This window comes from Sphingobacterium micropteri, assembly GCF_014692515.1.
Lineage (GTDB): Bacteria > Bacteroidota > Bacteroidia > Sphingobacteriales > Sphingobacteriaceae > Sphingobacterium > Sphingobacterium micropteri.
Map to the genome: position 1 here is coordinate 101,685 of NZ_JACOIK010000015.1, position 26,019 is coordinate 127,703.

At 42.1% G+C, this 26,019-nt stretch carries 25 protein-coding genes; 20 read left to right on the plus strand and 5 right to left on the minus strand.

Translation table 11 applies throughout. The features are described 5' to 3' along the window. Positions 1 to 4: 4 nt before the first annotated feature. The 4 genes from H8B06_RS18435 to H8B06_RS18450 form a co-directional block, all read right to left on the minus strand. Positions 5 to 979 carry a helix-turn-helix transcriptional regulator gene (locus tag H8B06_RS18435; protein ID WP_190995668.1) on the minus strand — a complete coding sequence of 325 codons (975 nt, stop codon included), beginning with the start codon at positions 977 to 979 and terminating at the stop codon, positions 5 to 7. A 79-nt stretch (positions 980 to 1,058) separates the two neighbouring features. Continuing rightward, positions 1,059 to 1,919: a heme ABC transporter ATP-binding protein gene (locus H8B06_RS18440; RefSeq protein ID WP_190995669.1), complete on the minus strand. Its 861-nt coding sequence runs from the start codon at positions 1,917 to 1,919 to the stop codon at positions 1,059 to 1,061. A gap of 26 nt (positions 1,920 to 1,945) precedes the next feature. Beyond that, positions 1,946 to 2,980, minus strand: coding sequence for a FecCD family ABC transporter permease (locus tag H8B06_RS18445; protein ID WP_190995670.1), 1,035 nt, complete (start codon positions 2,978 to 2,980; stop codon positions 1,946 to 1,948). Between the two features lie 8 nt (positions 2,981 to 2,988). Further along, a complete protein-coding gene (locus H8B06_RS18450; RefSeq protein ID WP_190995671.1) occupies positions 2,989 to 3,846 on the minus strand; it encodes a heme/hemin ABC transporter substrate-binding protein in 858 nt (285 codons plus the stop codon). A 292-nt stretch (positions 3,847 to 4,138) separates the two neighbouring features. Here H8B06_RS18450 and H8B06_RS18455 point away from each other — a divergent pair, with 292 nt between their 5' ends. The 11 genes from H8B06_RS18455 (at position 4,139) to H8B06_RS18505 (ending at position 19,789) form a co-directional block, all read left to right on the plus strand. Beyond that, positions 4,139 to 6,475 carry a TonB-dependent receptor gene (locus H8B06_RS18455; protein WP_190995672.1) on the plus strand — a complete coding sequence of 779 codons (2,337 nt, stop codon included), beginning with the start codon at positions 4,139 to 4,141 and terminating at the stop codon, positions 6,473 to 6,475. A 39-nt stretch (positions 6,476 to 6,514) separates the two neighbouring features. After that, on the plus strand, positions 6,515 to 7,270 hold the full coding sequence (locus H8B06_RS18460; RefSeq protein WP_190995673.1) for an HmuY family protein: 756 nt from the start codon (positions 6,515 to 6,517) through the stop codon (positions 7,268 to 7,270). A 48-nt stretch (positions 7,271 to 7,318) separates the two neighbouring features. Beyond that, positions 7,319 to 8,674 (plus strand): HmuY family protein, encoded by a 1,356-nt coding sequence (locus H8B06_RS18465; RefSeq protein ID WP_190995674.1) that lies wholly within the window; start codon positions 7,319 to 7,321, stop codon positions 8,672 to 8,674. A 104-nt stretch (positions 8,675 to 8,778) separates the two neighbouring features. Continuing rightward, positions 8,779 to 9,336 carry a biliverdin-producing heme oxygenase gene (locus H8B06_RS18470; protein ID WP_190995675.1) on the plus strand — a complete coding sequence of 186 codons (558 nt, stop codon included), beginning with the start codon at positions 8,779 to 8,781 and terminating at the stop codon, positions 9,334 to 9,336. Between the two features lie 126 nt (positions 9,337 to 9,462). After that, entirely contained in the window at positions 9,463 to 11,919 is a 2,457-nt protein-coding gene (locus H8B06_RS18475) for a glycoside hydrolase family 31 protein (RefSeq protein WP_190995676.1), read from the plus strand. 42 nt (positions 11,920 to 11,961) lie between these two features. After that, positions 11,962 to 13,866 carry a 1,4-alpha-glucan branching protein GlgB gene (gene glgB / locus H8B06_RS18480; protein ID WP_190995677.1) on the plus strand — a complete coding sequence of 635 codons (1,905 nt, stop codon included), beginning with the start codon at positions 11,962 to 11,964 and terminating at the stop codon, positions 13,864 to 13,866. 3 nt (positions 13,867 to 13,869) lie between these two features. Continuing rightward, entirely contained in the window at positions 13,870 to 15,282 is a 1,413-nt protein-coding gene (locus tag H8B06_RS18485) for a glycogen synthase (protein ID WP_190995678.1), read from the plus strand. A 10-nt stretch (positions 15,283 to 15,292) separates the two neighbouring features. Beyond that, a complete protein-coding gene (locus H8B06_RS18490) occupies positions 15,293 to 16,564 on the plus strand; it encodes a glucose-1-phosphate adenylyltransferase (protein WP_190995679.1) in 1,272 nt (423 codons plus the stop codon). Between the two features lie 112 nt (positions 16,565 to 16,676). Then, entirely contained in the window at positions 16,677 to 17,114 is a 438-nt protein-coding gene (locus tag H8B06_RS18495) for an RrF2 family transcriptional regulator (RefSeq protein WP_190995680.1), read from the plus strand. Positions 17,115 to 17,168: 54 nt separating this feature from the next. Further along, positions 17,169 to 18,377, plus strand: a complete 1,209-nt coding sequence (gene hmpA / locus H8B06_RS18500) for an NO-inducible flavohemoprotein (RefSeq protein WP_190995681.1) — start codon at positions 17,169 to 17,171, stop codon at positions 18,375 to 18,377. 131 nt (positions 18,378 to 18,508) lie between these two features. After that, entirely contained in the window at positions 18,509 to 19,789 is a 1,281-nt protein-coding gene (locus H8B06_RS18505) for a chloride channel protein (RefSeq protein ID WP_190995682.1), read from the plus strand. 357 nt (positions 19,790 to 20,146) lie between these two features. On the opposite strand, the gene H8B06_RS18510 is transcribed toward H8B06_RS18505, so the two are convergent. Next, the gene (locus H8B06_RS18510) at positions 20,147 to 20,398 is read right to left on the minus strand and encodes a hypothetical protein (RefSeq protein ID WP_190995683.1); all 252 of its coding nucleotides are present in this window, start codon (positions 20,396 to 20,398) and stop codon (positions 20,147 to 20,149) included. Between the two features lie 88 nt (positions 20,399 to 20,486). Here H8B06_RS18510 and H8B06_RS18515 point away from each other — a divergent pair, with 88 nt between their 5' ends. The 9 genes from H8B06_RS18515 to H8B06_RS18555 all read left to right on the plus strand — a co-directional run bounded on the left by H8B06_RS18515 (position 20,487) and on the right by H8B06_RS18555 (position 25,927). After that, entirely contained in the window at positions 20,487 to 21,125 is a 639-nt protein-coding gene (locus tag H8B06_RS18515) for a hypothetical protein (RefSeq protein ID WP_190995684.1), read from the plus strand. A 223-nt stretch (positions 21,126 to 21,348) separates the two neighbouring features. Further along, the gene (locus tag H8B06_RS18520) at positions 21,349 to 22,191 is read left to right on the plus strand and encodes an ABC transporter ATP-binding protein (protein ID WP_190995685.1); all 843 of its coding nucleotides are present in this window, start codon (positions 21,349 to 21,351) and stop codon (positions 22,189 to 22,191) included. Beyond that, positions 22,184 to 23,008, plus strand: coding sequence for a hypothetical protein (locus tag H8B06_RS18525; RefSeq protein WP_190995686.1), 825 nt, complete (start codon positions 22,184 to 22,186; stop codon positions 23,006 to 23,008). Before H8B06_RS18520 ends, H8B06_RS18525 begins: the two co-directional genes overlap by 8 nt. A 2-nt stretch (positions 23,009 to 23,010) precedes the next feature. Next, positions 23,011 to 23,367 (plus strand): GntR family transcriptional regulator, encoded by a 357-nt coding sequence (locus tag H8B06_RS18530; protein ID WP_190995687.1) that lies wholly within the window; start codon positions 23,011 to 23,013, stop codon positions 23,365 to 23,367. 1 nt (position 23,368) lies between these two features. Continuing rightward, positions 23,369 to 24,139: a hypothetical protein gene (locus H8B06_RS18535; protein ID WP_190995688.1), complete on the plus strand. Its 771-nt coding sequence runs from the start codon at positions 23,369 to 23,371 to the stop codon at positions 24,137 to 24,139. Between the two features lie 39 nt (positions 24,140 to 24,178). Then, entirely contained in the window at positions 24,179 to 24,472 is a 294-nt protein-coding gene (locus H8B06_RS20720) for a BNR-4 repeat-containing protein (RefSeq protein ID WP_223857778.1), read from the plus strand. Positions 24,473 to 24,717: 245 nt separating this feature from the next. Beyond that, the gene (locus H8B06_RS18545; RefSeq protein WP_190995689.1) at positions 24,718 to 25,200 is read left to right on the plus strand and encodes a histidine kinase; all 483 of its coding nucleotides are present in this window, start codon (positions 24,718 to 24,720) and stop codon (positions 25,198 to 25,200) included. A gap of 99 nt (positions 25,201 to 25,299) precedes the next feature. Further along, the gene (locus tag H8B06_RS18550) at positions 25,300 to 25,440 is read left to right on the plus strand and encodes a hypothetical protein (protein WP_190995690.1); all 141 of its coding nucleotides are present in this window, start codon (positions 25,300 to 25,302) and stop codon (positions 25,438 to 25,440) included. Next, positions 25,433 to 25,927: a LytR/AlgR family response regulator transcription factor gene (locus tag H8B06_RS18555; RefSeq protein ID WP_190995691.1), complete on the plus strand. Its 495-nt coding sequence runs from the start codon at positions 25,433 to 25,435 to the stop codon at positions 25,925 to 25,927. The genes H8B06_RS18550 and H8B06_RS18555 overlap by 8 nt, the downstream gene beginning before the upstream one ends. Positions 25,928 to 26,019 lie beyond the last annotated feature (92 nt).

The following is a 26,019-nucleotide window of genomic DNA, read 5'->3' on the forward strand; positions in this document are numbered from 1 at the left end:
TGTATCATTTCCCCGTCTTCAGCTCACCGGGGGAGATACCGAAGTATTTTTTAAAGGCACTGCTAAAATTATTCTGATGTCCGTAACCGGTGTGTATAGCGACTTCGTAAACTGATATTTTTTCTTCCAAAAGTAAGATACGCGCTTTTTCCATCCGAATGCGTGTAAGATAATCATGTACCGTTACAGAAAAATATTCCTTGAAATCTTTTCTTAACTTACTTTCACTCATAAAAACTTCCTGTGCCAATTCTTTTTGATTGGGCGGGTTGGCCATCCGTTGTTCCAGTATTTGTCGGGCCAGCTCTAACTTTTTGACATTATCTTCATCATATAGCGATGAAGAACCCTTATTATTGTGTTTTTCGTTGTATTGTTCGAACTGGTACATGAGCAACTCTACAATATGCGACTCCGTATGCAACCTACGGATTTCGCCCCTCTTTTTCGAATCTATCAGTTCGCGGATGGTTTGCTGCATTTCGTATGTTGCCATTTGGTCTTCGTCGGCAAAAGAAGTATAATGGCCTTTCTCAATTTGCTCTACAAAGTGTTTGTGCAGCAGCGAATCTCTTTTTATTAAATTGAGATAGTATTCTTTCGATATAACGGCAATAAAGTACGTGTATGCTGTGCCAGCTTTGACTTCGTGACTATTTTTTACGGTAGGGATATAGCGGATATTATGACGACTCATGCCGTATGGAAGCTTACTATTGGGGGGCTTGAAAAAGATAAATTGACTGGTAATCGCTTCCCCTTCGATTTCTGTGTAGATATGGGCGGGGCGATCGGCTTGCATTTCGGTGTATAAAATGAAGAGACCACTTGTTGATAGTTGGAAATTATGCATAATAATGGGACTCCGTACAATTTCTTCCCGTTTTTCTACCAGCGGTTTATCGGGTTGATATTGATCTGGAATCTCCTCTATAAAGAGCCACTCGTCTAATTCTATGATTTTACTTTTTATCAACATATACCTACGTCATCCGGATACTAGCGAAATATACTGTTTTGTTTTTGGTTTTCAGCTATACTGTTTGTCATTATTTCTCTTAGATTTGGGTGTGGTTGGCACTCCAGGAATCTTCTGCAGGAGCTGGGGTTTGTAGTGAAGAATTGAAAAATGGCGGTTCAATCTGCATTTCTTTAAAAAAGATATGGGGTTTTAACGAATGATTGTCTAAGCTTATCGAAGATTCTACCGAGAAGATGGTGTAAATATTTTTGTTGTTCAATACCTCATTTGGTGTGCCATCCAGCCATTTACGGCCGTTTTTAAGCATGATAATCCGATCGGCGTATAAAGAGGCCATATTAATATCGTGCAAGATGACCAAGACCATAAAGCCTTGGCGAGAAAGGTTTTTTGCGATGGAAAGTACCTTCTGTTGGTAATGTAGGTCCAAAGCTGAAATAGGTTCATCTAATAATAGTAGTGCATCGGGATTATCCCATAATTGACTGAGCACACGTGCTAATTGTACACGTTGTTGTTCACCACCAGATAAACTGAGGTAAATGCGATCGGCAAAATCGGTGACACCACAGATGTCCATCGTTTCCTGTACAATTTTCCAGTCTTTTAGTGAGGGAGACGACTGGAAATGCGGATATCGTCCCATAACTACTAGTTCTTTTACGGTATATGCCATAGAAATGGCGTGCTGCTGACTGAGCATGGCACGACCTTGTGCCAATCTTTTGTTATCATATTTATCAATGCGTTTATCAAGTAATGTGATATTACCCGAAGACGGCTTTAATTCGCCGGAAATAAGCCGCATCAATGTGGATTTACCCGCTCCGTTTGCTCCTAACAACGCCACGACTTCTCCTTTGCGTACCTGCAGAGATACATCCTTTAGCACGCGATGACCCTTTATTTCATATGATAATTCTTCTATACGTAGCATATACTTTAGATCTAAAATATTTGTTATTATTTATTCTCTTTTATGAGAATATAAAGAAAAACAGGTGTTCCGAGTAGCGCTGTAATGACACCGATAGGCAGTTCTATTGGTGCGACTAATGTGCGCGATAGCACATCAGCCAGTGTTAATATCATGGCGCCGAGCAGCATGGATCCGGTTAGTACATATTTATAATCTACTCCACCCAACAACCTCACCGTATGGGGAACCAGTAAACCGATAAAACCGATAATACCTGATACAGCAACAGATGCACCAACCGCTAACGTAGAGAATAAAACGACCCATCGTTTTGTGTAATCGGTGTTAATACCCAATAAAGCAGCTTGTTCCTCTCCAAGAGAAAAAGCATTAAGTGCTTTACCAAAGAAAGGAAGGGAAATCAGGGGAAGCAGGATGAACGGAAATATGGCACGGAGGTTTTCCCATGTTGCACCGCCTAAGCTCCCCAACATCCAAAAAGTAATTGTACGCAATTGTTGCTCTGTGGCCATATAGGTCATTAGTCCCGTCAAAGCTCCGGCAAGGGCATTGATCGCAATACCCGCCAACAACATGGTGGTGATGTTGGGACGACCATCTTTTTTTGATAGCTGATAAACGACAAATGCTGTCAATCCAGCGCCCACAAAGGCACCGAATGCTAACAGGTAATATCCCAATAGTTCGGAAAGCCCTACAAAAAGTAGCGTCTCGAAAGCTATAATTAACACCGCAAAAAGTGATGCGCCGGCCGATATGCCGATAAGGCCCGGCTCGGATAATGGGTTGCGGAATATTCCTTGGATCGCAGCGCCCGATATTCCCAGTGCTGCACCCACTAGCATTCCCAGTAATACCCGTGGCATGCGTATAGCGAAAAGCACATCTGCATACATCTCATCGGCAGTTGCATTTTGTGAAAACCCAATTTTGTCTGTTAATGCATTAAAAACCTCGTTGATAGGGATATTGAATGCCCCTAATCCTAAGGCGATAATCGCTGTTATTACCATCGTGATGAAAAGAACCACGAGTATAATTCGTTGTTTGAGCACCATCTTGTCTGTTACTTATACACAGCTTTCATTGCGGAATGAAGCTCCTGTATAGCTTCGGGTAACCTATTCGAAAAATTAATGAGTAATGAACCATTCATCTGGATGATTCTCTTATTTTTTCCGGCGTTGGTAAGCTGTACTCCTGGTAGCTTGAGCATCGCTTCTATTCCGCCGAGACTACTGAGCCCAAAATCAAACATCAAGATGATATCCGGGTTCGCGCTGACCAATGCTTCTGTCGTATAAGGCTTAAAGTCGGCAAATTCCTGTACGGCATTTTGAGCTCCCGCCAATTTTATAATTTCATCTATACTGCTTCCTTTTCCGGCTACACTCATGGTTCCCGTTCCTCTGGCATAGATAAAAAGCACTTTAGGCGGTTTAGCAAACGATTGTTTTTTGATGGTAAGCTCGACTTCCTGCAGTGCTTTTTGTGTGGTATTCACTAAGGTTTTTCCCCGATCTTCTTCATTCAGTGCATTAGCAACGTCCTGTATGAAATTTAAGGCACCTTTACTGGAGTACTGCTGGCGGATCGCCACGAATTTGATACCAGCTGCTCCCAGCTGTTGTATAACGGCGCGGGATACCTCCCCCTCGATTGCTAATACAATATCCGGTTTATAACGAAGTAGACCTTCAGACGATACCGACCTGTTTTTACTGACTTTTGGTAATTTCGTCGCTGCTGCTGGTGATTCGCTCGTCACATCGGTCGCCACTACCGAAGAGCCGAAACCTAAGGCAAAGACGGTTTCTGTTAGCGCACTATTTAAGGTAATGATACGCTTTGGAGCTGCTTCTACCCAGAACACCAACGGAAGCAGGAATAGTATCAAACTATATTTTTTTACTGTTAATCGCATACCTATTTTGTTTTCTTGATACAAAGCAAAGCAATAATCAGTCTAAATACAAGTAGTCGATAACTACAGGTATAGGTTGGATTGCTTTTTTTGATCTTTAAACGGTTAAAAAGTAGTGTTTTATTGGCTTTTTTATCAAACTGGTATTTTCAGTTATATCAGTTTTCATATACAATATGACGGAAATCATATAAATTTCTCAATTTCATTTAGTTGTTTTGCAATTGTTATTTAGAATAATTAAAAATAAATGTTTGGTCGATTAGAGGTCTTAAAAAAGTTTCTTTTATTGATGTTACCGTTGCTTCCCATAGTTGCATTCTCTCAAGAGAAATATGCCATAACAGGAGAGGTACGGTTAGGGGACAGCGGGGAGACTGCTGATCAAATCATCATAACCCTATGGCCCGACCAAAAGATTTTGAAGCCCAATAAAGAAGGACACTTTAGATTTAGTGAACTTTATGAGGGATCTTATAGACTACGGGTGGAATACGTTGGCTATGTTTCGCAAGAACTTGACGTTATGGTAGAGGGGGACAATGTGAATTTGGATATCCTACTGGAAATGGAAAGCTATGGGATAGCAGAAGTTGCCGTGCAGGGGAAACAAATGGCAGTCGACAATCTGGTGAAGGCCGAAAATGCAGCGATGCCCGTCACGGTTATTACGCGTAGGGAAATCGAATTAATGGGTAGCAGACGATTGGATGAGATCATGAAAGAGCAGACTGGCGTAGCGGTGGTCAACGATATTGCTAGCGGATCGCGTGCTATCGGGGTGCAGGTGCAGGGTTTTAGCAGTAGTTATGTGATGGTGCTGATCGATGGACAGCCTATGTTGGGGAGAAATAATGGCAACTTTGATTTGTCCCGCATCTCGGTGACGAATGTGGAACGTATCGAAGTGATAAAGGGAGCTTCTTCGTGTTTATACGGGAGTGATGCATTAGGTGGGGCAATCAATATCATCACACGACATGGAGCCATTACACCACAGGCACATGGTTCTCTATTGTATGGTAGCTTAAATACGGTGGATGCTACCGTGGAAGCAGAAACACCTTTTGCAAATCAACGCGGCTCCGTTGTTATTTCGGGTAACTATTACAAGACCGATGGTTTCAATACAGATTCGAAGTATATGATTGGGGGAACTACGATACCGCCTTATAGTAATTATAGTTTTCAAGGACGGGCGCGGTATCGATTATCCAGAGATGGTACATTGGGAGTAACTGCACGATACACCGAGGGGAACTCCGAAATGATTAATATGTGGTCCGATGAATGGATTAATGAAGATAGACAAACGGATCGTGATTTAAATCTATCCGCCAGCTACGACCATAACTTTGCCAATGGTGTACGAAGTATGAGCCGTTATTATTTTACCCGATACGAAAATGAAATGCAAGCTAACTGGATTAACCAAAACGCGCTAATCGGAGCAGAAATGTTTGGGCAGCAAGTACATCGATTGGAACAACAGTTTGCGTATGCACCTATTCGTAGCATTCAATTGACTGGTGGAATAGGTGGGAGTTTGGAACTGATGGATAATAAAGATTTAGGTCAAGAAAGAAATCTAAATACAGCGTTTGCTTATCTACAGACCGAATGGCAGCCCTTAGCAAAACTACGAACAACGACTGGATTAAGATATGATCACACGAATGTCTATCGTGGACGCTTGAGTCCGAGTCTGGGGCTGCAATATAGTCTATCTGAAGAATGGTTGATGAAGGCAGGTATTGGAGCTGGTTTCAAAGCTCCAGATTACAAGATGCGCTATCAAGTTTTTTATAATCCGTCTGCAAATTATATGGTTGTCGGTACCGATCAAGTGCGCGAAGTGATGGAGGCGTTAGATAGAAATGGTGAACTGAGCTTTCAAAATTCCTATATGCTTAATTTGACTGCAGGTAATCTGAAAGCGGAAAATAGCCTATCGAGTAATTTCGGTTTCATCTGGAATCCGAGTACCCGTTTGCGTGCGGAAGCTTCTGTTTTTTATCACCGTATTGCTAATCAGATCAATGCGGTAGCGGTCGGGAACGGAACCACGGTAGGACAAATTTTTACGTATCGCAATTTGCCCCGTGCGGCGAATAAAGGTTTTGAACTGTCTGTTGGTTATCGCCCCTTGGAAAGTCTGAACTTATCTATAGGATACCAATATCTAGTTGCAAAGGATTTGTCGGTATTGGATAGTATCCGTGCGGGTAACTATCCATATAACCAAATGATCAACAATCCAATAACCGGCGAATCGCGACCTGTGACGACAGGAGATTATTGGGGGATTGAAGATCGCTCGCGCCATATGATTAATTTAAAAGCCACGTATGAATATCAACCCTGGAACATGACTTTAAATCTGCGGGCAAATATTCGTGGACGCTATCCCTTCCAAGAAATTAACGGTAATCAGTTTATTGACGAATATGATGCCTTTGTACCAGACCATACCTTATTAAACTTAACGCTGGAGAAGAAGCTTTGGAGGAACAAGTTAACGCTTCGCCTTATAGCAGACAATCTATTGGGATTCACACACCGGTATATGCCTGGCCAGCCGGGTAGGGTCATATTAGGAGGCCTAAGTTATCGATGGTTTAAGGAATAATCGTTTTAAAGGAGCTATAAAAATAAAATACAAAGGAACATGATGAAAACAAGAGATATCATTATCAACGAATTAAAATCCATTATTGCATTAGGGAAATGGGGTAGATGTCTGTTCGGTATCATTGTATTGCTTGGAATGCAAGCCTGTGGAAAGGATAACGATGTCGCGCCACCGTTAGAGGACGGCCGTAGCATAGTGATTTACGATCTTCCAGGAGATACTGAGGCCTCTATGGGAGAAGATGTCGATGGAAAGGAACAGCGAGATGCCTATACCTTTCTATTCCGGTTTCGTGACCAAAGACAAATATGGATTAAGACGAAAGAAGATTCGTTGAAATGGCTGAAAACATTAGATTGGGATATTGCCTTCACAAGAGAGTATAATTCGGAAGTACATATCAATAATGCGCAGCATACACGGAGCCCGGGGTTTGAAGGACCGGCGACAAACACGGCAGTCGTTATGATTAATCAATCCTATGATGCGGTAACTACGGCCCCGAGCGATGCGGAATTTGATAAAAGTGATGTCGATCGTATAGGATGGGCTTTTTCCGAATCGTCCAGTGGCTGGTTTAGATATAGTTTAGATACACACCTCATGCAGCCATTACCTAATCGTACTTATGTTATTCGACTGCCTGATGGTAAATATGCAAAACTACAATTGATCAATGCTTACAAAGGAAATCCACCGGTTGTAACGAATATGAATTGGCCGGCACCTTATTTCACCTTTAAGTATTACGTGCAGGAGGATGGAAGTAAAAATTTAAGAACAAGCGAATAATTTACTGGTTTTCGAAACCACATTTTGATAACTTTTAACTATTTTATAATGAACAAACTATTTAGAATTGCAGCACTAACATGCTTTGTGGCGGTTGGCTTCACGGCGTGTGAAAAGGATAATAGCATGCCGGATGAGGATACTGATCAAGGGCATCAACCAAAAGTCATTGTCCAAGATGGCCAAACGAAAGATTTAACAGATGTATCAACTACATCAAATACGCAAGGGACAATTAGTCGGGACGGAGAACGTTATGCTCTGCGTAATTTCCGACAATTTGTCGTTGAAGACGGTAAGACAACGGAAAACGTGGCGACAACATTCTATTTCGATTTTAAAGAGAATGACGCGGTTGCAGCGGAGGATGCACCTCTTACCTGGATTGCAGAAGCAAAGGAAATGGGCGTTCAACCCAATACGGCAAAAGGATATACGTTATCCTATATAGACAAAAGATTTGGAGCGGTGACAGCTGACGATGAGTTTACAACGGTAGAGAAAATAGGAATTGCTTTTGCTCCGGGAGCTATTGGTTGGGCGACATATAACATGCAGACACATACTATAGAGGCCGTGGCAGGCCGTACATTGGTACTTTCAAAAGACGGGGAGCCACAGTTTAAATTTCAGATAAGGAGTATCTATTCCGATGAAACGCCGAATAAAGAAAGCGGTCCAACGAATTATATCTATTATACGGTCGATTACCAAGATATTAATAAGACTGGTGAAAATGATGATATACAAGATAACGAAAACTATTACAAACTTATCCGTGTTGAAAATCTGCCTATAGCTCCAACCGACGAGGGATCTGAACCGAACGAATCTGGCTTTTATTTTTACAGCTTGTCGGAAAATAAATCGATACCACAGGACGCGGTTAAGTCTATGAAGTGGGATTTAGCTTTTGGAGGTATGTTTACAAGCTTCTTATCGGGTAACAATGGAGTTGACGGAAACCATGGTGCGGGAAGTAATGCAATAGGCGGAATTGCCATCGTAGAAAGTACGTTTGATGAAGTTGAACAACTCCCGGCGGGTATCGAATTCAAGACGGGTAAAGATGTAATAGGTACCGATGATCAAGGTTCCTTTGGTGCAGGAATGGGCTGGTATTTATACGACTTTGATGGAAAGCTGGTGCGCGAGGGGGCGGAAGAAGATAAACACGTAGCCTATGCACTAGCTGAACCGATTACCAAAAAAGATGGAACTATTATCAATCCACGTACTGTTATCGTGAAAACAGCTAACGGTGATTATGCAAAAATAAAAATGATTTCTTGTTACAAAGGCTTGTTTAACCAAGAACAATGGAAGCGCGGAGAAGCGATTATGTATGCCACATTTGAATATGTTTTGATCCCTGGCGATAAAAATACTTTTGAGATTCGATAGTGATATGAAATGTCGTTTTGCAGACATAAAACGTCAGATTTCAGCATTCAATAAGAGAAATTAATACTAATCTTTGTATAGAATCAGTTTATAATAGAAAAGATATGTTAAGTCAAAATATCAAGGAAAACACAAAAGAGGCGCACCAAACTTTAGAGGGTGTGGTGGTAAGACAGCTTAAGGCAGTTCAGTCGGATGCGGATTATGCGGAAGTACTTAAGAATTTTTATACTTATTTTAATGCGGTGGAAAAAAATATCACACCGTTTATAACACCAGAAGTATTGCCTGATTATACGGAACGTCGTAACGCATCACATATCAAAGCCGATATCGAAGAGCTTGGCGGGAATGTCAATGACTTGCCTATAGCGACAGCACCGGTCGTAAACAACGCATTGGAAGCGTTGAGCGCCCTATACGTATTGGAAGGCTCCATTATGGGTGGCCCATATATCGTACAGATGTTGAATAAATATGGTGTTACGAAAGGAACATCTTTCTTTTCGGGTTATGGAGAGGATACGGGCAAGATGTGGGGCAAATTTGTTGCCGTGCTAAATCAATATGGCGAAAATCCTAATACGCATAACCGCGCGATTGAAGTTGCCAATGAGACGTTCTCGCGTTTTGGCGACGTATTTAAAGGCGTAACCGTCTAATAATTTTAACGCTTTAATTAAGATCCCCGCCTTGGCGGGGATTTTTTTTGTTTTCTTTTTTTTAAAAATTATTGTACTTTAATAGCACCGTAAAATCAATACTAAATTAAATAAATAGAAAAGAGTATGGCTGAATCCCAAAAAAAAGGAGAGATTGCTACGGATATATTAGAGGAGGAAACACTAGATAATATCCATCACGTCAACAACCCTGTGCTTGATGTGCCCGCAGTAGAAAAAAAATATTTGAATAAAGTTCTTTCGTATGTGAAGCAAGGTAACGTATTTGTCTTTACAGATGGAAAAGCCAGTATAGAAGTAAAGGTGTTTTCGGACGAAATCATCCGGGTGCGTTTGGCACCAAGAAGCTTGTTTCTGGATGATTTTTCTTATGCTATTAAGAAAGATTTGGATATACATCCTACTTCTTTTTCCATTGTAGAAACAGCGGATGCGTTTATTATCAAGACCAGTGTAGTCATTTGTCGCATACAAAAAGAAGGTTTTCTAGTCTCGTTTGAGAAGCTGGATGGAAAGGTGATGAATGCCGACCAACAGCCTATGCATTGGGAAGAGAACCCCGATTTTGGAGGTTACTACGTATACTGCACGAAAGATACACCTGCAGATGAAGCCTTTTTTGGATTAGGTGATAAATCTACGCATCTGAACTTACGCGGAAAAAGATTTCAAAATTGGAATTCGGATACCTATGGTTTCGGCTTTAACCAAGATCCGCTCTATAAGACTATCCCGTTTTATATCGGTGTAACAGGCGGCGATGCCTACGGTATTTTTTTCGACAACACGTTTAGAACGTATTTTGACTTTGCCGCCGAACAGGTTGACCAGGTCAGTTTTTGGTCGGAAGGAGGAGAGCTACAATATTATTATATCCATGGACCACAGATGATGGACGTTGTGAAACGTTATCACGAACTGACAGGGACACATTATATGCCGCCCTTGTGGGCAATCGGATACCATCAGTGTCGATGGAGCTATTACCCGGAAGCCAATGTGCGCGAAGTTGCCAACCAGTTCCGCAAACGGCAGATACCCTGTGATGCCATTTATCTGGATATTGATTATATGGACGGTTACCGTTGTTTTACCTGGAATAAACGCTATTTCCCCGATCCGCGGAAAATGATCTCTGATTTAGCGGCGGATGGTTTTAGAACGGTTGTCATGATCGATCCGGGTATTAAAGTCGACGAAGATTATTGGGTATTCAATGAGGGTAAAGAAAATAAATATTTCTGCCGTCGAGGAGACGACTATTATATGGAAGGGTATGTATGGCCGGGTCGTTGCCAATTTCCGGATTATACCAATCCCAAAGTACGGGAATGGTGGGGAACCCTATACCGTGGTTTGGTGGAAGATGGGGTAGCCGGTGTATGGAATGACATGAATGAACCCGCTGTTTTTGGCCGCGGAACATTTCCAGATGATGTGCGGCATTATTTTGAAGGATTACGAGGCTCTCACCGGAAGGCACATAATATATATGGTATGCAAATGGTGCGCTCGACGTATGATGGATTAAAAAAGCTTCAGAAAAATAGACGTCCATTTACGATTACCCGTGCCGCCTATGCCGGCGTACAACGTTATTCATCAGTATGGACCGGGGACAATATCGCAACCTGGGAACATTTAAAGATAGGCATACTTCAGTTACAGCGCTTGTCGATTTCGGGTTTGTCTTTTTGTGGTACTGATATCGGTGGATTTACCGGCGAACCGGATGGCGAACTTTATACCCGTTGGATGCAATTTGGTGTGTTCTCTCCATTTATGCGGGTTCATTCCGCAGGCGATACCCGCGATAGGGAGCCCTGGAGCTTTGGTCCCGAATGGGAAGCCATCTGCAAAAAATTCATTGAGCTTCGTTACAAATTATTACCTTACATCTATACGGTGTTTTGGCGACAGCATAAATACCGGGAACCGATTTTACGGCCTATTTCATTATTGGAACAACATAAGCCCGAAAATCTGCTGCGCGAGGAGGAATTTGCCTTTGGCCATCATATTCTTGTTTCGCCGGTTATTCAACCCGGTCAGCAATCCAAGATTGTGTATCTGCCCGAAGGTAACTGGTATTATTATTTTGACCATACCATGCTGGAGGGTGGACAGGAGCACAACGTGAAAACGCCATTAAACGAGATGCCGATTTTTGTTCGTGGAGGAAGCGTTATTCCCGAATTTCCGGTGATGCAATATACGATGGAGAAGAACATTGATACCTTAAAATTAAATGTCTTCTGGGGGCAGGGACGATATGAATCCCATGTTTACATCGACCATGGAGAAACCTTTGCTTACGAACAAAGTGTATACAACGAAAAATATTTTATAGTCGAGGGAGAACAAAATAGCTTAACGATCGTCCAACATATAGAAGGGTTGTATCACGAACGTTTTGATAGCTACAAAATATACATTGTCGGACTTCCATTCGATGTCCATCACGTAGAGGTAGATGGCGATATATTAGAGACATTGGTGGATGAAGAAGGGAAGCATTATATCATCGTTGAAAAAGAATTTAGACGGTTAACCATTTCGTGAATTTAAAAATAAGTGAACATAACATTATAAACAACTTAAATTATGAGGCAGGCAGTAGAAGTATATTCGTTATTCACGGACTTCGATATTAGCTTATTTCGTGCCGGAAGACACTTTAAACTGTATGAAAAGTTCGGTTCACATACGGTGACGCACAATGGTAAAGAGGGCGTACATTTTGCTGTCTGGGCACCCAACGCAGCATCGGTTTCGGTCATCGGTAATTTCAACGGGTGGAATCCTCATAGCCATCCATTATTTGTCCGGTGGGATAGTAGTGGTATTTGGGAGGGATTTATTGAAGGATTGAAGTTGGGCGAGGTCTATAAATACCATATCCATTCGAATACCGGCGAGCGTCTTGAAAAAGCAGATCCATTTGCCTTGGTGAACGAACAGCCACCGCATACCGCGTCTGTCGTCGGTACGACTTGGTTCCAATGGAATGACCAAACCTGGATGCGACAAAGACAGGCGCATAATGCACTTGACAAACCCTTTGCCGTGTACGAAATGCACTTAGGTTCCTGGCTACGCGACCCGTCGGATCCCGAACGTTTTCTGAGCTATCGGGAGATTGGCGATAAATTAGTGCCTTACCTGAAGGAAATGGGGTTTACGCATGTGGAATTTATGCCGATCATGGAACATCCGTTTTATCCTTCCTGGGGATATCAGATTACCGGTTATTTTGCGGCTTCTTCCCGTTATGGGAGTCCGCAGGATTTGATGTACCTTATCGAAAACCTGCATAAAAATAACATTGGCGTTATCCTGGACTGGGTTCCATCCCATTTTCCGGGGGATGCACATGGCTTGTATAAGTTTGACGGTTCACATCTCTTCGAGCACGAAGACCCTCGCAAAGGATTTCATCCGGATTGGAAATCGTATATCTTCAATTATGGACGAAATGAGGTCCGCTCGTTCTTGATTTCCAATGCATTTTTCTGGCTAGATCGATATCATATCGATGGTTTACGGGTAGATGCCGTCGCGTCTATGCTCTATCTGGATTATTCCCGCAACGAAGGGGAGTGGATACCGAACGAATATGGCGGACGGGAAAATTTAGAAGCTGTTCATTTTCTGAAGGAATTTAACGAAGCAGTATATGCGCATTTCCCCGATGTACAGACGATTGCAGAGGAATCAACATCCTGGCCGGGTGTGAGCCGCCCAACTTTCGCGAACGGGCTGGGCTTCGGCATGAAATGGATGATGGGCTGGATGCATGATACGCTAAACTATTTTAAGGAGGATCCTATTAACCGTCGGTATTATCATGATAAGATAACCTTTGGCACAGTATATAGCTTCCATGAGAACTTTATGCTGCCGTTATCACATGACGAAGTAGTACACGGCAAACAATCTCTTATATATAAGATGCCGGGCGATGAATGGCAGAAGTTTGCCAACCTGCGGGCACTCTATTTATATATGTACACCTTTGTCGGGACGAAGCTACTGTTTATGGGGGGAGAGTTTGGCCAAACCTCCGAATGGAATGTTAACCAGTCGCTCGACTGGCATCTCACCCAATTTGAATCCCATCGAGGTATGCAGCAATTTGTGAAAGACCTCAATATGCTGTATCGGGCACAACCGGCTTTATATGAACGAGCTTTTAGTCCGGATGGTTTTCAATGGTTGGAATACGGTGACCAGGAGAATAGTGTGTTTGTCTACCTGCGCCGGGGAAATGCCGCGTCCGATGATGTGTTGGTTGTACTTAATCTTACGCCTGTGGTTCGGGATTATCGTGTGGGGGTTCCTACAGCAGGTTTGTGGGAGGTGGTTCTCAATTCGGACGATGTATCGTATTATGGAAGTGGAACGCATCAGCATGCTGCTCTTTCCGAGGAGATAGCGTGGATGGACTGCGGGAATTCCATAGCACTTAAATTACCGCCGTTGGGCGGATTAGTCCTTAAACAAGTATAAAATATGCATGTAATACATTTAAGTGTGGAATGTTTTCCACTGGCAAAAGTTGGCGGATTGGCCGATGTAGTGGGCGCATTGCCGCGGTACCAACGTAAGCTCGGCGTGGATGCTTGGGTAGTGTGTCCGTACTACGACAAGCCTTTTACACGTGACAATCATTTCTCGACAATTGCGAAAGGTGCGTTTTTTCAAGGATCAGAAGAGTTCCACTATGAAGTATTGAAGGAAACGAAGGATAGTTTAGGTTTTCCCTTGTATTTGATCCGTATACCTGGCAAATTGGATAGACAGGAAGTGTATTGTTACCCGGATGAAGCAGAGCAGTGGATTGCTTTTCAGCATGCCTTTTTACATTGGCTAAAAAATAGCCAGATTAAACCGGATGTTATTAACTGTCATGATCATCATGTGGGATTAGTTCCTTTCTTGATGAAGAATGCCGATGACTTTAAAACGTTTGCAGACGTTAAAACGGTATTTACCGTGCATAATGGCCAGTATCAAGGTTGGATGAACTGGAATAAGGGTATCCTACTTCCTGCATTTGATACCTGGAAATGGGGCCTATTAGATTGGGACGGCCTTATTAACCCGTTAGCGACAGCTATTAAATGTTGTGATGCTTTTACGACCGTTAGTTTAGGGTATCTCCAAGAACTATATGAACAAGCCAATGGACTGGAAAGCTTATTCTCTTCGGAAGCAGCAAAAGGTTATGGTATTGTCAATGGTATCGACGACGCCTATTGGAACCCCGCGGAGGATAAATTGATTCATGTCAATTACGATGTCGAGTCGAGCAAAAAAGGAAAAGCGAAAAATAAGAAAGCGTTTTGTGAAAAATATAGTCTGGATGAAACGTTGCCTTTATTGACGTATATCGGGCGTTTTGCCACGGAGAAAGGGGCCGATCTATTGCCAGAAATTATTGTGCATATTTTTTCGAATCCTGAAAATAAAATAAGTATATTTATCTTGGGTTCAGGCGATGTGCAGATTCAGGCCAATTTACAGGCGTTATTGGCAGCATATCCCGGGCAGCTGGCAGCGTTCTTTGGTTATCATGAAGCATTGGCGCATGAAGTATATGCCGCTGCGGATATGATTTTAATGCCGTCGCGCGTGGAGCCTTGTGGATTGAACCAGTTGTACGCCATGAAATATGGTACTATTCCTATTGTGCGTGGAATAGGAGGGTTGAAAGATACCGTAATCGATGTGGACGTAAGAAACGGATATGGTTTTGTGTTTCCGGAAGCGGATTCTACAGATGCAGTTTCTGCCATTGGACGTGCTGTCGATTATATCGGGCAGCGTGGAAAAATGCAACGGATTCGAAGAAAGGAAATGGAGTTGGATTTTTCTTGGGATAAATCCGCTCAACAATATATCAATTTGTATAACCGATTATAAATTTAATGGTATGGCACACAAAGTAGTATCGATTGTATTGGGCGGAGGACGCGGAACACGTCTTTTTCCCTTAACAGAACAGCGCTCGAAACCAGCAGTTCCTATTGCCGGGAAGTATCGTTTGGTGGATATTCCCATTTCTAATTGTTTAAATTCCGGATACAACAAGATTTTTGTCTTGACGCAATTCAATTCAGCATCCTTAAATCAGCACATCAAGAATTCTTACAATTTCAGTATTTTTAGCAAAGGCTTTGTGGATATACTTGCTGCTGAACAGACATTGGAGGGAGACCGATGGTTTGAGGGCACGGCAGATGCCGTTCGGCGTACGCAGAAAAATTTGATCAATGTCGACTACGACTATGTACTGATTTTGTCGGGTGACCAATTGTATCAAATGGACTATTCGTCGTTGATTGATTTTCATGTAGATAACGGTGGCGATGTCACGATAGCCACTATTCCATCCAACGCTAGAGATGCGACAGGTTTTGGTATTTTAAAGGCCAATGAGGCGAATGAAATTACCTCATTTACAGAGAAACCAGATAGCGAAGAAGTATTGAACTGGGCGTCAGACGTATCGGAAGATATGCAGCGGCAAGGACGACTTTATTTAGCATCGATGGGTATTTACGTATTTTCCAAAGGCGTATTACGAAAAATGCTCACCGAAAACCCGGGGATGGATTTTGGGAAAGAACTCATTCCAGATGCCATTGAAACTCAAAAAGTATTAAGTTATCAGTTCGACGGCTATTGGACAGACATTGGAACCATCCGCTCCTTTTTTGATGCAAATATCGGTTTAACGGATGACGTGCCGGATTTCAACCTCTTTAACGAAACGGTCTTTACGCGCGCCCGGATGTTACCGCCTTCTAAAATTTCGGGTACCACCTTGAACAATACCATTGTCGCGGACGGTTGTATCTTAAATGGCGATAAACTGGAACGCTCCGTCATCGGTGTACGTTCGCGTATTGGAAAGGGAACAGTTATCAAATCAACGTATATGATGGGTGGAGATCATTATGAACATTTAGAAGAAGTCATCACCTTGGGCAACACCCAGCAACCACCTCCGATAGGTGTAGGGGAACGCTGTTATATCGAGAATGCTATTCTCGATAAAAATTGCCGAATCGGAAACGATGTCCGTATAAAAGGGGGAGTACACCTACCTGATGGTGATTTTTCAACGTATATGATACGTGATGGTATCGTAGTTATCAGGCGTGACGCAATTATTCCGAACGGTACAACGATTGGATGCTAAAATACATTAAAAGATATTTTTGTCTTTTATTTTTCTTTTGTAGTTTTGTCTGCAGAAGCTGTTTGGGTCTCGTTAGATTGACTGGCTTGAACGGGTACTAGTGTAATCGTTGATGGGTTTTTTTTCTAAAACATGTGAATATGCCTTAAGGGCGGTGATGTATATCGCCGCCCAATCCAGTAATGGGAAAAAAGTAGGCATCAAAGAGGTGGCTGACAAGATTAACTCGCCCGCACACTTCTTAGGGAAAATTCTACAAAACCTAAGCAAAGATGGAATAATCCAGTCTACAAAGGGACCTCAAGGCGGGTTTTATATCAGCCAGGAGGGATTAAAGAAACCTTTGGCTGATATCGTAATTGCCATTGAAGGTGCGCAGTTTCTAAATGGATGTGGAATGGGATTGAGCTATTGCTCCCAGGAAAACCCCTGTCCGTTACACGATGATTTTAAAGAGATTCGTGACCGGCTGAATCTTATGTTACACAAGACAACTATTGGACAGTTTAATGAAAAATTGATTCAAGGTGTCTTGACGTTAAACAAATGATTTTTTTTAACCCTATAAAAGACATTTTGGTCTTTTATTAAATATCATCATATAATGACAACAGAACAAAAGCAGTTGATTTTAGGTACCGTACCTGTCTTGCGTGAACACGGTGTTGCGTTAACCTCTCACTTCTACCAACGCATGTTTACGCATAATCCCGAGTTGAAGCATATCTTCAATATGGGAAACCAAAAGAACAACAAACAACAGCAAGCATTGGCGATGGCGGTATTGGCTTATGCAGAGCATATCGAAGATCCATCGGTCTTGTTGCCCGTTGTAAATAGTATCGGACATAAGCATACGAGCTTGGATATTCGTCCAGAGCATTACGCAATCGTAGGCCAGCATCTCATTGCTTCTATTGGGGAAGTGTTAGGAGATGCCGCTACACCGGAGTTGTTGGAGGCATGGGCAGCAGCGTATGCCCAGCTGGCGGGTCTGATGAGTGGCCACGAGCAAAAGCTGTACGACGTGCAAACCAACCAACGCGGTGGATGGAGCGGCTGGAGACCTTTCACAATTAAACGGAAAGTCCAAGAAAGTGAAGAAATCACCTCCTTCTATCTTTATCCGACCGATGGGGGCGAGGTATCTAAATATCTTCCGGGACAGTATATCAGTTTACGTTTGTTTCTCCCGGAGCTTAATCTGCTTCAACCGCGTCAATATAGTATATCTTGTGCGCCAAATCATGAATATTACCGTATTTCGGTAAAACGGGAGCGGAAGCCGCAGCATGCGGATGGTATGATCAGTAACCGGTTACACGATTATATCCATGAAGGCGATAACGTAGAACTAACAGCCCCGGCGGGAACATTTGTGCTGAAAGAGGAAGAATTTGCAGGTCCTAAAGTATTCATCAGCGGCGGTGTTGGGCAAACACCATTAATGGCGATGCTGGAAAGCCTAGTTTCGAAAGATCAGTCTGGCTCGCCGATTACCTGGATACATGGTTGCCGGAGTGAGGCCGTACATGCATTTAAAGACCGTATTGCCGAATTAGGTGCTATTAATAACCAGGTCAAGCGGCATATTTTTTACGAGAATGTACAAAGTGGATTAGATAATGCACATCTCGGTATGGTCGATTTGGAGCAGATAGAAGAGGATGTCTTGCTGGACAATGCGGCATATTATATCTGTGGTCCTTCTCCCTTTATTACCAAACATTACAATTACCTGCGGGAAAAAGGTGTAACGACGGACGCCATACATTTTGAGGAATTTGGACCGGCATCGCTACAGTTCAATTAATAACCTGCAAAAGCTTTCCAAAACCCGGAAAGCTTTTTTTTCAAATAGATGTGGTAGTATTCTACATTTATTACGTCCTTTGTCGGAAATCGTCGTTTCGACGAAATCAATCATTAGAAAAGAAGAGGTAAGTGGATAGAAAGAAGATTATCAAGCAGCATTATTGGAAACTGGCTATCGTTTCCATCGGAATAGCGTTGGTTTGTTGTTTATTAGCCTATACCCTAAAACATGCTACGGAATGGTTTGAAGTAACCGCATTGCAATGGATTTCCCAAACCCAGACGTGGCTTTTCCTGTTATTTCCCAGTGTAGGTATTACCGCTATTTATTTTTTACGGAAATGGCTGTTTCAAAACCGTAAGAACAAAGGGCTCACCGAAATTTTTAAAACGTTAGACGACCGAAAGGATCACCTCCCGTTGTTTAAGATCCCTTCGCATTATATCAATGGTTTTTTGACGGTTGTGTTCGGTGGATCAACTGGTGTGGAAGTATCTACAGTCGTCGCGACGGCATCTATCGGAAATGCGGTCTATGAAAAGCACTTTGCGGCCAATATGTATAAGCGCGAGTTGATATGTGCTGCCGTGACCGCTGGTGTGGCCGTATTATTCGGTAGCCCTTTTGCCGGTTGGCTTTTCGCCATGGAGGTTGTTGCCCGAAAAATAAATAAGACACTCGTTTTGGCGTGCACGACGGCAGCCCTCACTGCCGGTATTTTTGTTTACTTCTTTGACAGCCGTCCATTTTTCAATTATGCTATTCAGGATTGGTATACGGCAGCATTGCCCTTTTTTATCGTCTTGAGTGTGTTCTGTGGGTTGTTGTCTACTTATTTTACGCTGTTCGTTACCCGGATGAAGGCGTTTTTCGGAAAGATCACAAATAATTTTATACGGGTTAATCTCGGCGCGCTGATTGTAGGAGTACTTATTTTTTATTTTCCCTTGTTATATGGAGATAGCTATCACGGCTTAAAGGAAGTGATTGATACAGCCATGACAGGAGGAGAGCTATCGTTCGGTATACTGCTCTTTATCGCCCTGCTGAAGCCTCTTGCAGCTTCTCTAACGTTAGGTGCAGGGGGGGATGGTGGTGTTTTTGCGCCGAGTATTGTCGCCGGCGCCTTATTGGGTCTAGGTTTTGCTTTAGGTTGCAACACCTACTTCGGTACGGATCTCGTCCTTTTTAACTTTATACTCGCCGGCGCAGCAGCCACCTTATCAGCTTCGATCTATGCGCCGTTTACCGCACTTTTCTTAGTCTGCGGATTAGTTTCTAATGGGTTTGAACTGTTTATCCCGATTTTGATCGTCAGCTTCGTGGCGAAGTACGCTGCACAGCGGGTATTGCCATACAATGCTTATACATATGATCAATTTTTGGCAAAGCGGAAGGTAATGGGATAGCATCTATTTAAAAGTTCTTTTTTATAGTATTCGCCATTTTCGACGTACGTCATTGATCTGGTGAGGTAGTTATTGAGACTGTTGGCAACCTTCATCGCCAACTTGAGAGGCATTTCCACAGTGAAGTTGTCCGAATACACGATATAGACACTCGTTATAGACATTTATATGCGCATGATAAACACTTCTATGCACATGTCTTTATTCTTGAGCTACTTCAGCAAATTGCGTCAGCGTATCATTATGATTTGGAGGTTTTTCTTTATTACTTTGTGCTCGTTAAAGATGACATCGCTGCTCATGTGTTCCATTTTGAGACACAATAAGGCTGTCCTGCCGTACTTCATAGCGATTTATTCATACGACAAAAAGATAAAGTTGTTCAGCGTGTTCGTCATGATGCTCCTCAACACGACGTTGAGGTACCTCAACGTTGCGATAATGCCCTTCAGGTTGGAAAGGAGCTCCTTCAAACGAAATATATGGGAGGTCAACGGGACAAATACATTTGTCGTATGGTCGATGCAGCCCCTCGCCATAGCGCGGAAGTTTCTCAAAATGCAAACAATATCGGGAAATGCGTTTGCATATGGTTGCAAATGTTTGCATTTGTGGGCATTTTCCGTTAAATTTTTTTTGTTCGGACCATATTTGTTTCACAGCGCGGGAATGAACCCTGCTGATAAAGACATATATTATGAATATCAAACAACAAGCATTGGGCGGCTTCAAGCGAGCAAGTGACGAGGCCGTATTGGTCAAAGGCAAAACCGTGTTGCTGGCCATGACGAACAATCCAAATTTTGAAAATCCGAATCCTTCATTGGCAGCGGTGGTAGAAGTAGTGGCTACCTATGAGCAGAAATTGTCAGTGGCTAGGTGGCGACGTAGCAGTCCTGAGGATACCGCGATCAAGAACGAGGCGCGTAATGTCCTAGAAAAAATGTTGAAGCGGCTGGCATTTTATGTAACACATGCGGCTGACGGGAACCTATCGGTGTTGCTTAGTTCGGGCTTTGACGTGTCCAGCTTACCACAGAAAAGTGATGTGCCGACGGGCGTAACCGGAGTATGTTTACGAGATGGTGGGCAGTCGGGACAGATGCGGTTGGATTTCGATAAAAATAAATTGGCGAAGATTTACGAATATCAAATCTGTGAGGTAGATAGCCGTGGTTTGCCGGACGACTGGAGCGAGGGATATATCACTACCTCATCTAGGCAAAACATTATCGCGCCATTAACATTTCTTCAGCGCTACGGCGTCCGTATACGAGCCATCAACGGGTATGGACGCTCAGAGTGGTCAGAAATAGTAATCCATGTTGTGAGATAATAGGGCAAAAGAAAAATAGAAGGAAATATTTATAACTATAATAATTGTGTAAGGGTTGGCTATGTGTCAGCCTTTTTTATTGACCTTTTCGCCGTATCGAAAGTATATTCCGGTCTATTTTAGGAATACGAAAAGTAATTTTTGTAAGAATAATGCTTGCGCATTCAATTTCTCTTTCTATATTTTCAGTGTATTAATTCACTAATACACTAAAATTGTTATTATGATTGCAGTAGACGATCTTAGCTATTATTACAAAAAGAATGTGCCCATCTTGGATCATATCAGCACGTCCTTGGCGCCTGGCCACATATATGGCCTTTTAGGTTTGAATGGCGCAGGAAAAACCACGTTACTTAAATTGATCTGCGGACTGCTGTTCCCCAAAGAAGGAACCATTAATGTAGAAAAATTTATCCCGTTGAAGCGGGAAGTTGCTTTTTTGACCGATGTTTATTTTGTGACGGATGAAGTCGACTTGCCTTCATGGACGATTATAGAGTTTGTGTCGATATATGGGCCTTTATATCCCAAATTTAACTTATCCTATTTTGATCAGATATTAACGGCTTTTCAGGTAGATCGTCAGGCAAAAATAAAATCGCTTTCGTATGGACAACAGAAAAAAGTGAATATCGCATTTGCCTTAGCGACAAATACCAATTTGCTGTTAATGGATGAACCAACGAACGGTCTGGACATTCCGTCCAAGACACAGTTTCGGAAAATAATAGCAGGCCATATGTCAGAAGATCGGACCATTATCATATCGACCCACCAGATCCGGGACATTCATCTGTTGATTGATCATCTCTTAATTTTACAGGATCGACATTTGGTGATGGACGAATCCATTGACGAACTAAGCCGGAAAATCAAATTTCAAAAAGGAACAGTCGCCGATGCCTTATATACAGAAACGGGTTTGACCGGAAATACAAATATAGTCTGGAATACAGATGATCAAATAACCCCTTTCGATATCGAATTGTTTTTTAATGCGGTATCAAGTAATCCTGATGTATTAAATAAACTAATGAACGCTAATCTATCCAGCCATGAATAATCACCTACATAAAACACGATTGTCTATAGCGCTCAAAGAGCTGTGGCTGTCCAACAAGACATGGTTATTTTCCCTGCCATTGGTGATGTTGCTGCTGTTTGTGATCTTTTATCTTTGGCCGGGGAGCATATTTTATAATAAGTTATTTCATCCTGAAATGTCATCCTCGCCAGACGCCTGGATAGAATGGGTATTGGGAGAGAGCGTTATGCAACGGACGTTCATCTTGTTTACCGTAGCCGTATACGTTATAGTCTGTACCAGCTCGTTTCTACATAAATTGAACAAATCGGAGCGAACGAACTTAACGCCCATAAGTCAGCTCGAAAGAACGCTCACGTTAACCTTGTTTGCTATTGGGGTTATCTGTCTAGGTACGATTTGCTTTATCGCCTATGATTTTGCTTTTGTTTCCTGGTTTAGGCATCTTTATTTAGATCAGGCACTATACTATCTGGAAAGGCAAGGGAATCTTTATCCGGACATTTGGGATAAAACAATTTTTCACACCATTCCCGTTCGTCGGACAGTAGGTATGCTATTTCAGACCATGCTATTGTCCTTGCCATTTTATATGTTATCCTTGGTCTTTTTTAAAAAATATAGCTTTCTTTGGTTTTGTGGACTGATGGTGGTTATTTGGGTAATGCTTGTCTTTGTCTTGTCGATGATGCCGAAAGTACCTTATGATAGTGATACGATTAGAATAACATTGGAACATGGGATACCCAAAGTCACATACATCTTGCTTGTTTTAGGTTATTGGTGTTTAGCGATGGCAACCTTTTATTATAAACTCAAAGAAAAAGAAATTTAGCCATGCAGTTTAAAGATGAAAAAGCAATTTATATACAAATCGCAGAATTTGTCATGGAGAAAATTTTAACAGGAGAATGGCTCCCTGACCAAAAGATCCCGTCTGTACGGGATCTAGGTGGTGAGTTAGAGGTGAATCCCAACACGGTGATGCGTGCGTATGATATGCTGCAGCAGCAGGATATTATTTACAATAAACGAGGGCTAGGGTTCTTTGTTGGAGGAGTCGCTAGAGACTCCGTCATGAACCTAAAAAAACGGCAGTTTATAGAGGTTGAATTGCCTCAATTTTTTCATAATCTCAACCTGCTCGGTATATCCATGGAAGAAATCAATTCTTATTATCAAAAACAAAAATAACATGAAAACCTCTACTATATTATTTATTCTGGCATTTATTATCGGTTATATCGCAATCCGATTCTTTGATTCCTGGGGTCAAGTGAGTATGACGATGGATAATCAGCCCACAAATGCTTTATCTAAATTCTGGTTACAGATGTATGACCTCCGGGTAACCCAAGAATTGGAAAAACCGGTTAAACATGTTAAATCGAAAGGGCGTGGGGAACGTATTTATTTGGAGATTCAACAGCACGAAGAATCCCTTCTTTTCAGTCGGAGTCCACAGGCATTTACCTATTCCCGAGATGGGGATACATTAATTATATATAATACGGAACAATACACACACATCTTATTGAGACAACCTATACCTCTAGATCAGATTACGCTACATCAGGCAAAAGCATTTGTTGCAGGGTTTCATCAGGAGAAGCTTTCGGTTGCCGTGCATGACGGCGGTTCGCTCTATACCAATTTTAGTAATCGAGATAATGCAGGCATAGACAGCGTTTCGCATTTACAGGTGTACGCTACGACTGGATCTTCGGTCAATTTAAACCGATTGACCGGGAGTACGGTATCGGCAACTTTGGACAATGCCGTATTAAACTATGGTGCTGAAACAAAAGTCGATTCTGTATTTGCTAAGTTACATGGTAGAAGTACGGTGTCTTCAAACAACAGAGATGCTGTCAATCAAATCGGACATCTTGTTGTTTCTGGCAATAAGGAATACTTTAGAAAAGAATTTATCGGGAAAGCGGTGGATGTGAATGTTCGGCCGTAGTTTGAATTTTTGATATTTTGGGAGACACCCAATCGTGTGATGATCTTTTATTCGCGACATACCGAGGAGGCTTGTTTTTATTACCGCATTTCCCAAAAGCCAGGCGATATTACGACGCTTGGTGAAGAAAAACGCATGGAGACGGATCATAATACCACTTATCCATCACCTTTTATACTTACCGATGATCCTGGTCATATTTATCTCTGCAGCCGGAACTGTCTTATGCAGGTAAGAGCTATGTTGGTGGAAATAAACTGGCAACGACCGACAGCTGGCTCCGGATTGGGCGAGGCACCAGCGGAAAGTGGTATGCACCGGAGAAATTGCTGAACCTGGAACTTACGCTGGTGTATGATGAAGGTATTTGTTATACCTACATAAACGGTTTGCTAGACCAACAGGTGACAATAGGAAAAATTAATCTTACTAACATATCTGTTCTGTGTCCTGATCATCAGCTGAAGCACGTAAAAGTATACAGGGATGCGTTGAATTGGCCGGAGGTTAAGACGTTGCATTGATATATCATCCTAGTTTAACTATCTTTACCAAAGACAAAGCTAAGAGGCATATCGATGGAAGATCGTTTTTATTGGATAGTTATTGTGATATTATGTGCGGGAGCAGGATTCGTCTGTTGGCTAATGTATCGAAAAATCCAGCAGTTAATAAAAAAGAACGAGGAACTTTCGGAACAAAAAGAAAATGGTTTGAAAAGCAGTCTCGACCTTGGTCTTGCACCTTACAAATTGGATCCTCATTTATTAAAAAATGCGCTAAACGCCATCCAGTCTCATGCGTATCACAGCTATCATTCTTTGGACAAACTATCAAATGTTTTGGATTACATCCTTTACGAGTCAGACGATAAGTTTGTAGAGTTAAAAGACGAGGTTAGTTTCGCGCAGAATTTAATAGAAATCAACCGATTGAAGGTGAGTCCGTTATTTGATCTTCACATGCGGGTAAAAATTGCTCCCGAAGCTGGAGATTTGATGATAGCCCCGTTTATGACGATAAATCCTATCGAAAATGCATTTAAACACGCGGATTTGTAAAGTGAAAACAGCTTTATATCGATCGTATTCGAAGTATCCGAAAATCGATTGCTTTTATCGGTGACCAACAAAGCGCAACCTAATACGATATATAAAAATATGACACAGAGGGGTATCGGAAATCGATCCTTCAAAAGTCGATTGGACAAACTTTATCCAAATCGTTACCAGTTAACGACGGAACAAAAAGAGGATATTTATTACGTGAAACTCGAAATAGAACTGCATGCCGATGATTAAGTGTGTTATATTAGATGATGAATTTCCGATGCTGACCTATTTACAAGCATTATGCCGGGAACTCGGAAATGTCGACGTAATCAAATCTTACAATAGTCCATTAAAATTTTTAGGAGATTTGGAGAATCTGGATTTTGATACATGCATTCTTGATATCAATATGCCGGGAATAAATGGGCTTGAATTGGCCGAGAAATTAGCGGGAAAAGCCATTATATTTTCTACGGCTTATAAAGACTATGCAGCGGAGGCTTTTGATTTAGATGCAGTTGATTATCTACGGAAACCCTACCAATTGGAACGGCTGGAAAAAGCTTTCGACAAGGCACAGGCATGGTTATCTAATAAAAACCAAGTAAGTGCGGTTTACGTCGAACTTAACACCAATCTTGGAAAATCTCGAATGAATACGAATGATATTGCCTATATAACTGTAGCGGAAAATGACCGACGTGGAGTTGCTACCTTTAGTGCGAGACAGATTTAATAAGTAATTTTAAATTTGTAGAGATGCATAGAAAGTTTGATGATTCATTTAAGATAATGGCGGTGGATCTGAGCGTTGTTAGAGGTTCGGTG

What these genes read in the sequence shown, in the direction of transcription:
- H8B06_RS18435 (WP_190995668.1), bottom strand. Translation starts at nt 979, where the DNA reads ATGTTGATAAAAAGTAAAATCATAGAATTAGACGAGTGGCTCTTTATA.
- H8B06_RS18440 (WP_190995669.1), bottom strand. Translation starts at nt 1,919, where the DNA reads ATGCTACGTATAGAAGAATTATCATATGAAATAAAGGGTCATCGCGTG.
- H8B06_RS18445 (WP_190995670.1), bottom strand. Translation starts at nt 2,980, where the DNA reads ATGGTGCTCAAACAACGAATTATACTCGTGGTTCTTTTCATCACGATG.
- H8B06_RS18450 (WP_190995671.1), bottom strand. Translation starts at nt 3,846, where the DNA reads ATGCGATTAACAGTAAAAAAATATAGTTTGATACTATTCCTGCTTCCG.
- H8B06_RS18455 (WP_190995672.1), top strand. Translation starts at nt 4,139, where the DNA reads ATGTTACCGTTGCTTCCCATAGTTGCATTCTCTCAAGAGAAATATGCC.
- H8B06_RS18460 (WP_190995673.1), top strand. Translation starts at nt 6,515, where the DNA reads ATGATGAAAACAAGAGATATCATTATCAACGAATTAAAATCCATTATT.
- H8B06_RS18465 (WP_190995674.1), top strand. Translation starts at nt 7,319, where the DNA reads ATGAACAAACTATTTAGAATTGCAGCACTAACATGCTTTGTGGCGGTT.
- H8B06_RS18470 (WP_190995675.1), top strand. Translation starts at nt 8,779, where the DNA reads ATGTTAAGTCAAAATATCAAGGAAAACACAAAAGAGGCGCACCAAACT.
- H8B06_RS18475 (WP_190995676.1), top strand. Translation starts at nt 9,463, where the DNA reads ATGGCTGAATCCCAAAAAAAAGGAGAGATTGCTACGGATATATTAGAG.
- glgB (WP_190995677.1), top strand. Translation starts at nt 11,962, where the DNA reads ATGAGGCAGGCAGTAGAAGTATATTCGTTATTCACGGACTTCGATATT.
- H8B06_RS18485 (WP_190995678.1), top strand. Translation starts at nt 13,870, where the DNA reads ATGCATGTAATACATTTAAGTGTGGAATGTTTTCCACTGGCAAAAGTT.
- H8B06_RS18490 (WP_190995679.1), top strand. Translation starts at nt 15,293, where the DNA reads ATGGCACACAAAGTAGTATCGATTGTATTGGGCGGAGGACGCGGAACA.
- H8B06_RS18495 (WP_190995680.1), top strand. Translation starts at nt 16,677, where the DNA reads ATGGGTTTTTTTTCTAAAACATGTGAATATGCCTTAAGGGCGGTGATG.
- hmpA (WP_190995681.1), top strand. Translation starts at nt 17,169, where the DNA reads ATGACAACAGAACAAAAGCAGTTGATTTTAGGTACCGTACCTGTCTTG.
- H8B06_RS18510 (WP_190995683.1), bottom strand. Translation starts at nt 20,398, where the DNA reads ATGCAAACATTTGCAACCATATGCAAACGCATTTCCCGATATTGTTTG.
- H8B06_RS18515 (WP_190995684.1), top strand. Translation starts at nt 20,487, where the DNA reads ATGAATATCAAACAACAAGCATTGGGCGGCTTCAAGCGAGCAAGTGAC.
- H8B06_RS18520 (WP_190995685.1), top strand. Translation starts at nt 21,349, where the DNA reads ATGATTGCAGTAGACGATCTTAGCTATTATTACAAAAAGAATGTGCCC.
- H8B06_RS18525 (WP_190995686.1), top strand. Translation starts at nt 22,184, where the DNA reads ATGAATAATCACCTACATAAAACACGATTGTCTATAGCGCTCAAAGAG.
- H8B06_RS18530 (WP_190995687.1), top strand. Translation starts at nt 23,011, where the DNA reads ATGCAGTTTAAAGATGAAAAAGCAATTTATATACAAATCGCAGAATTT.
- H8B06_RS18535 (WP_190995688.1), top strand. Translation starts at nt 23,369, where the DNA reads ATGAAAACCTCTACTATATTATTTATTCTGGCATTTATTATCGGTTAT.
- H8B06_RS20720 (WP_223857778.1), top strand. Translation starts at nt 24,179, where the DNA reads ATGATCTTTTATTCGCGACATACCGAGGAGGCTTGTTTTTATTACCGC.
- H8B06_RS18545 (WP_190995689.1), top strand. Translation starts at nt 24,718, where the DNA reads ATGGAAGATCGTTTTTATTGGATAGTTATTGTGATATTATGTGCGGGA.
- H8B06_RS18550 (WP_190995690.1), top strand. Translation starts at nt 25,300, where the DNA reads ATGACACAGAGGGGTATCGGAAATCGATCCTTCAAAAGTCGATTGGAC.
- H8B06_RS18555 (WP_190995691.1), top strand. Translation starts at nt 25,433, where the DNA reads ATGATTAAGTGTGTTATATTAGATGATGAATTTCCGATGCTGACCTAT.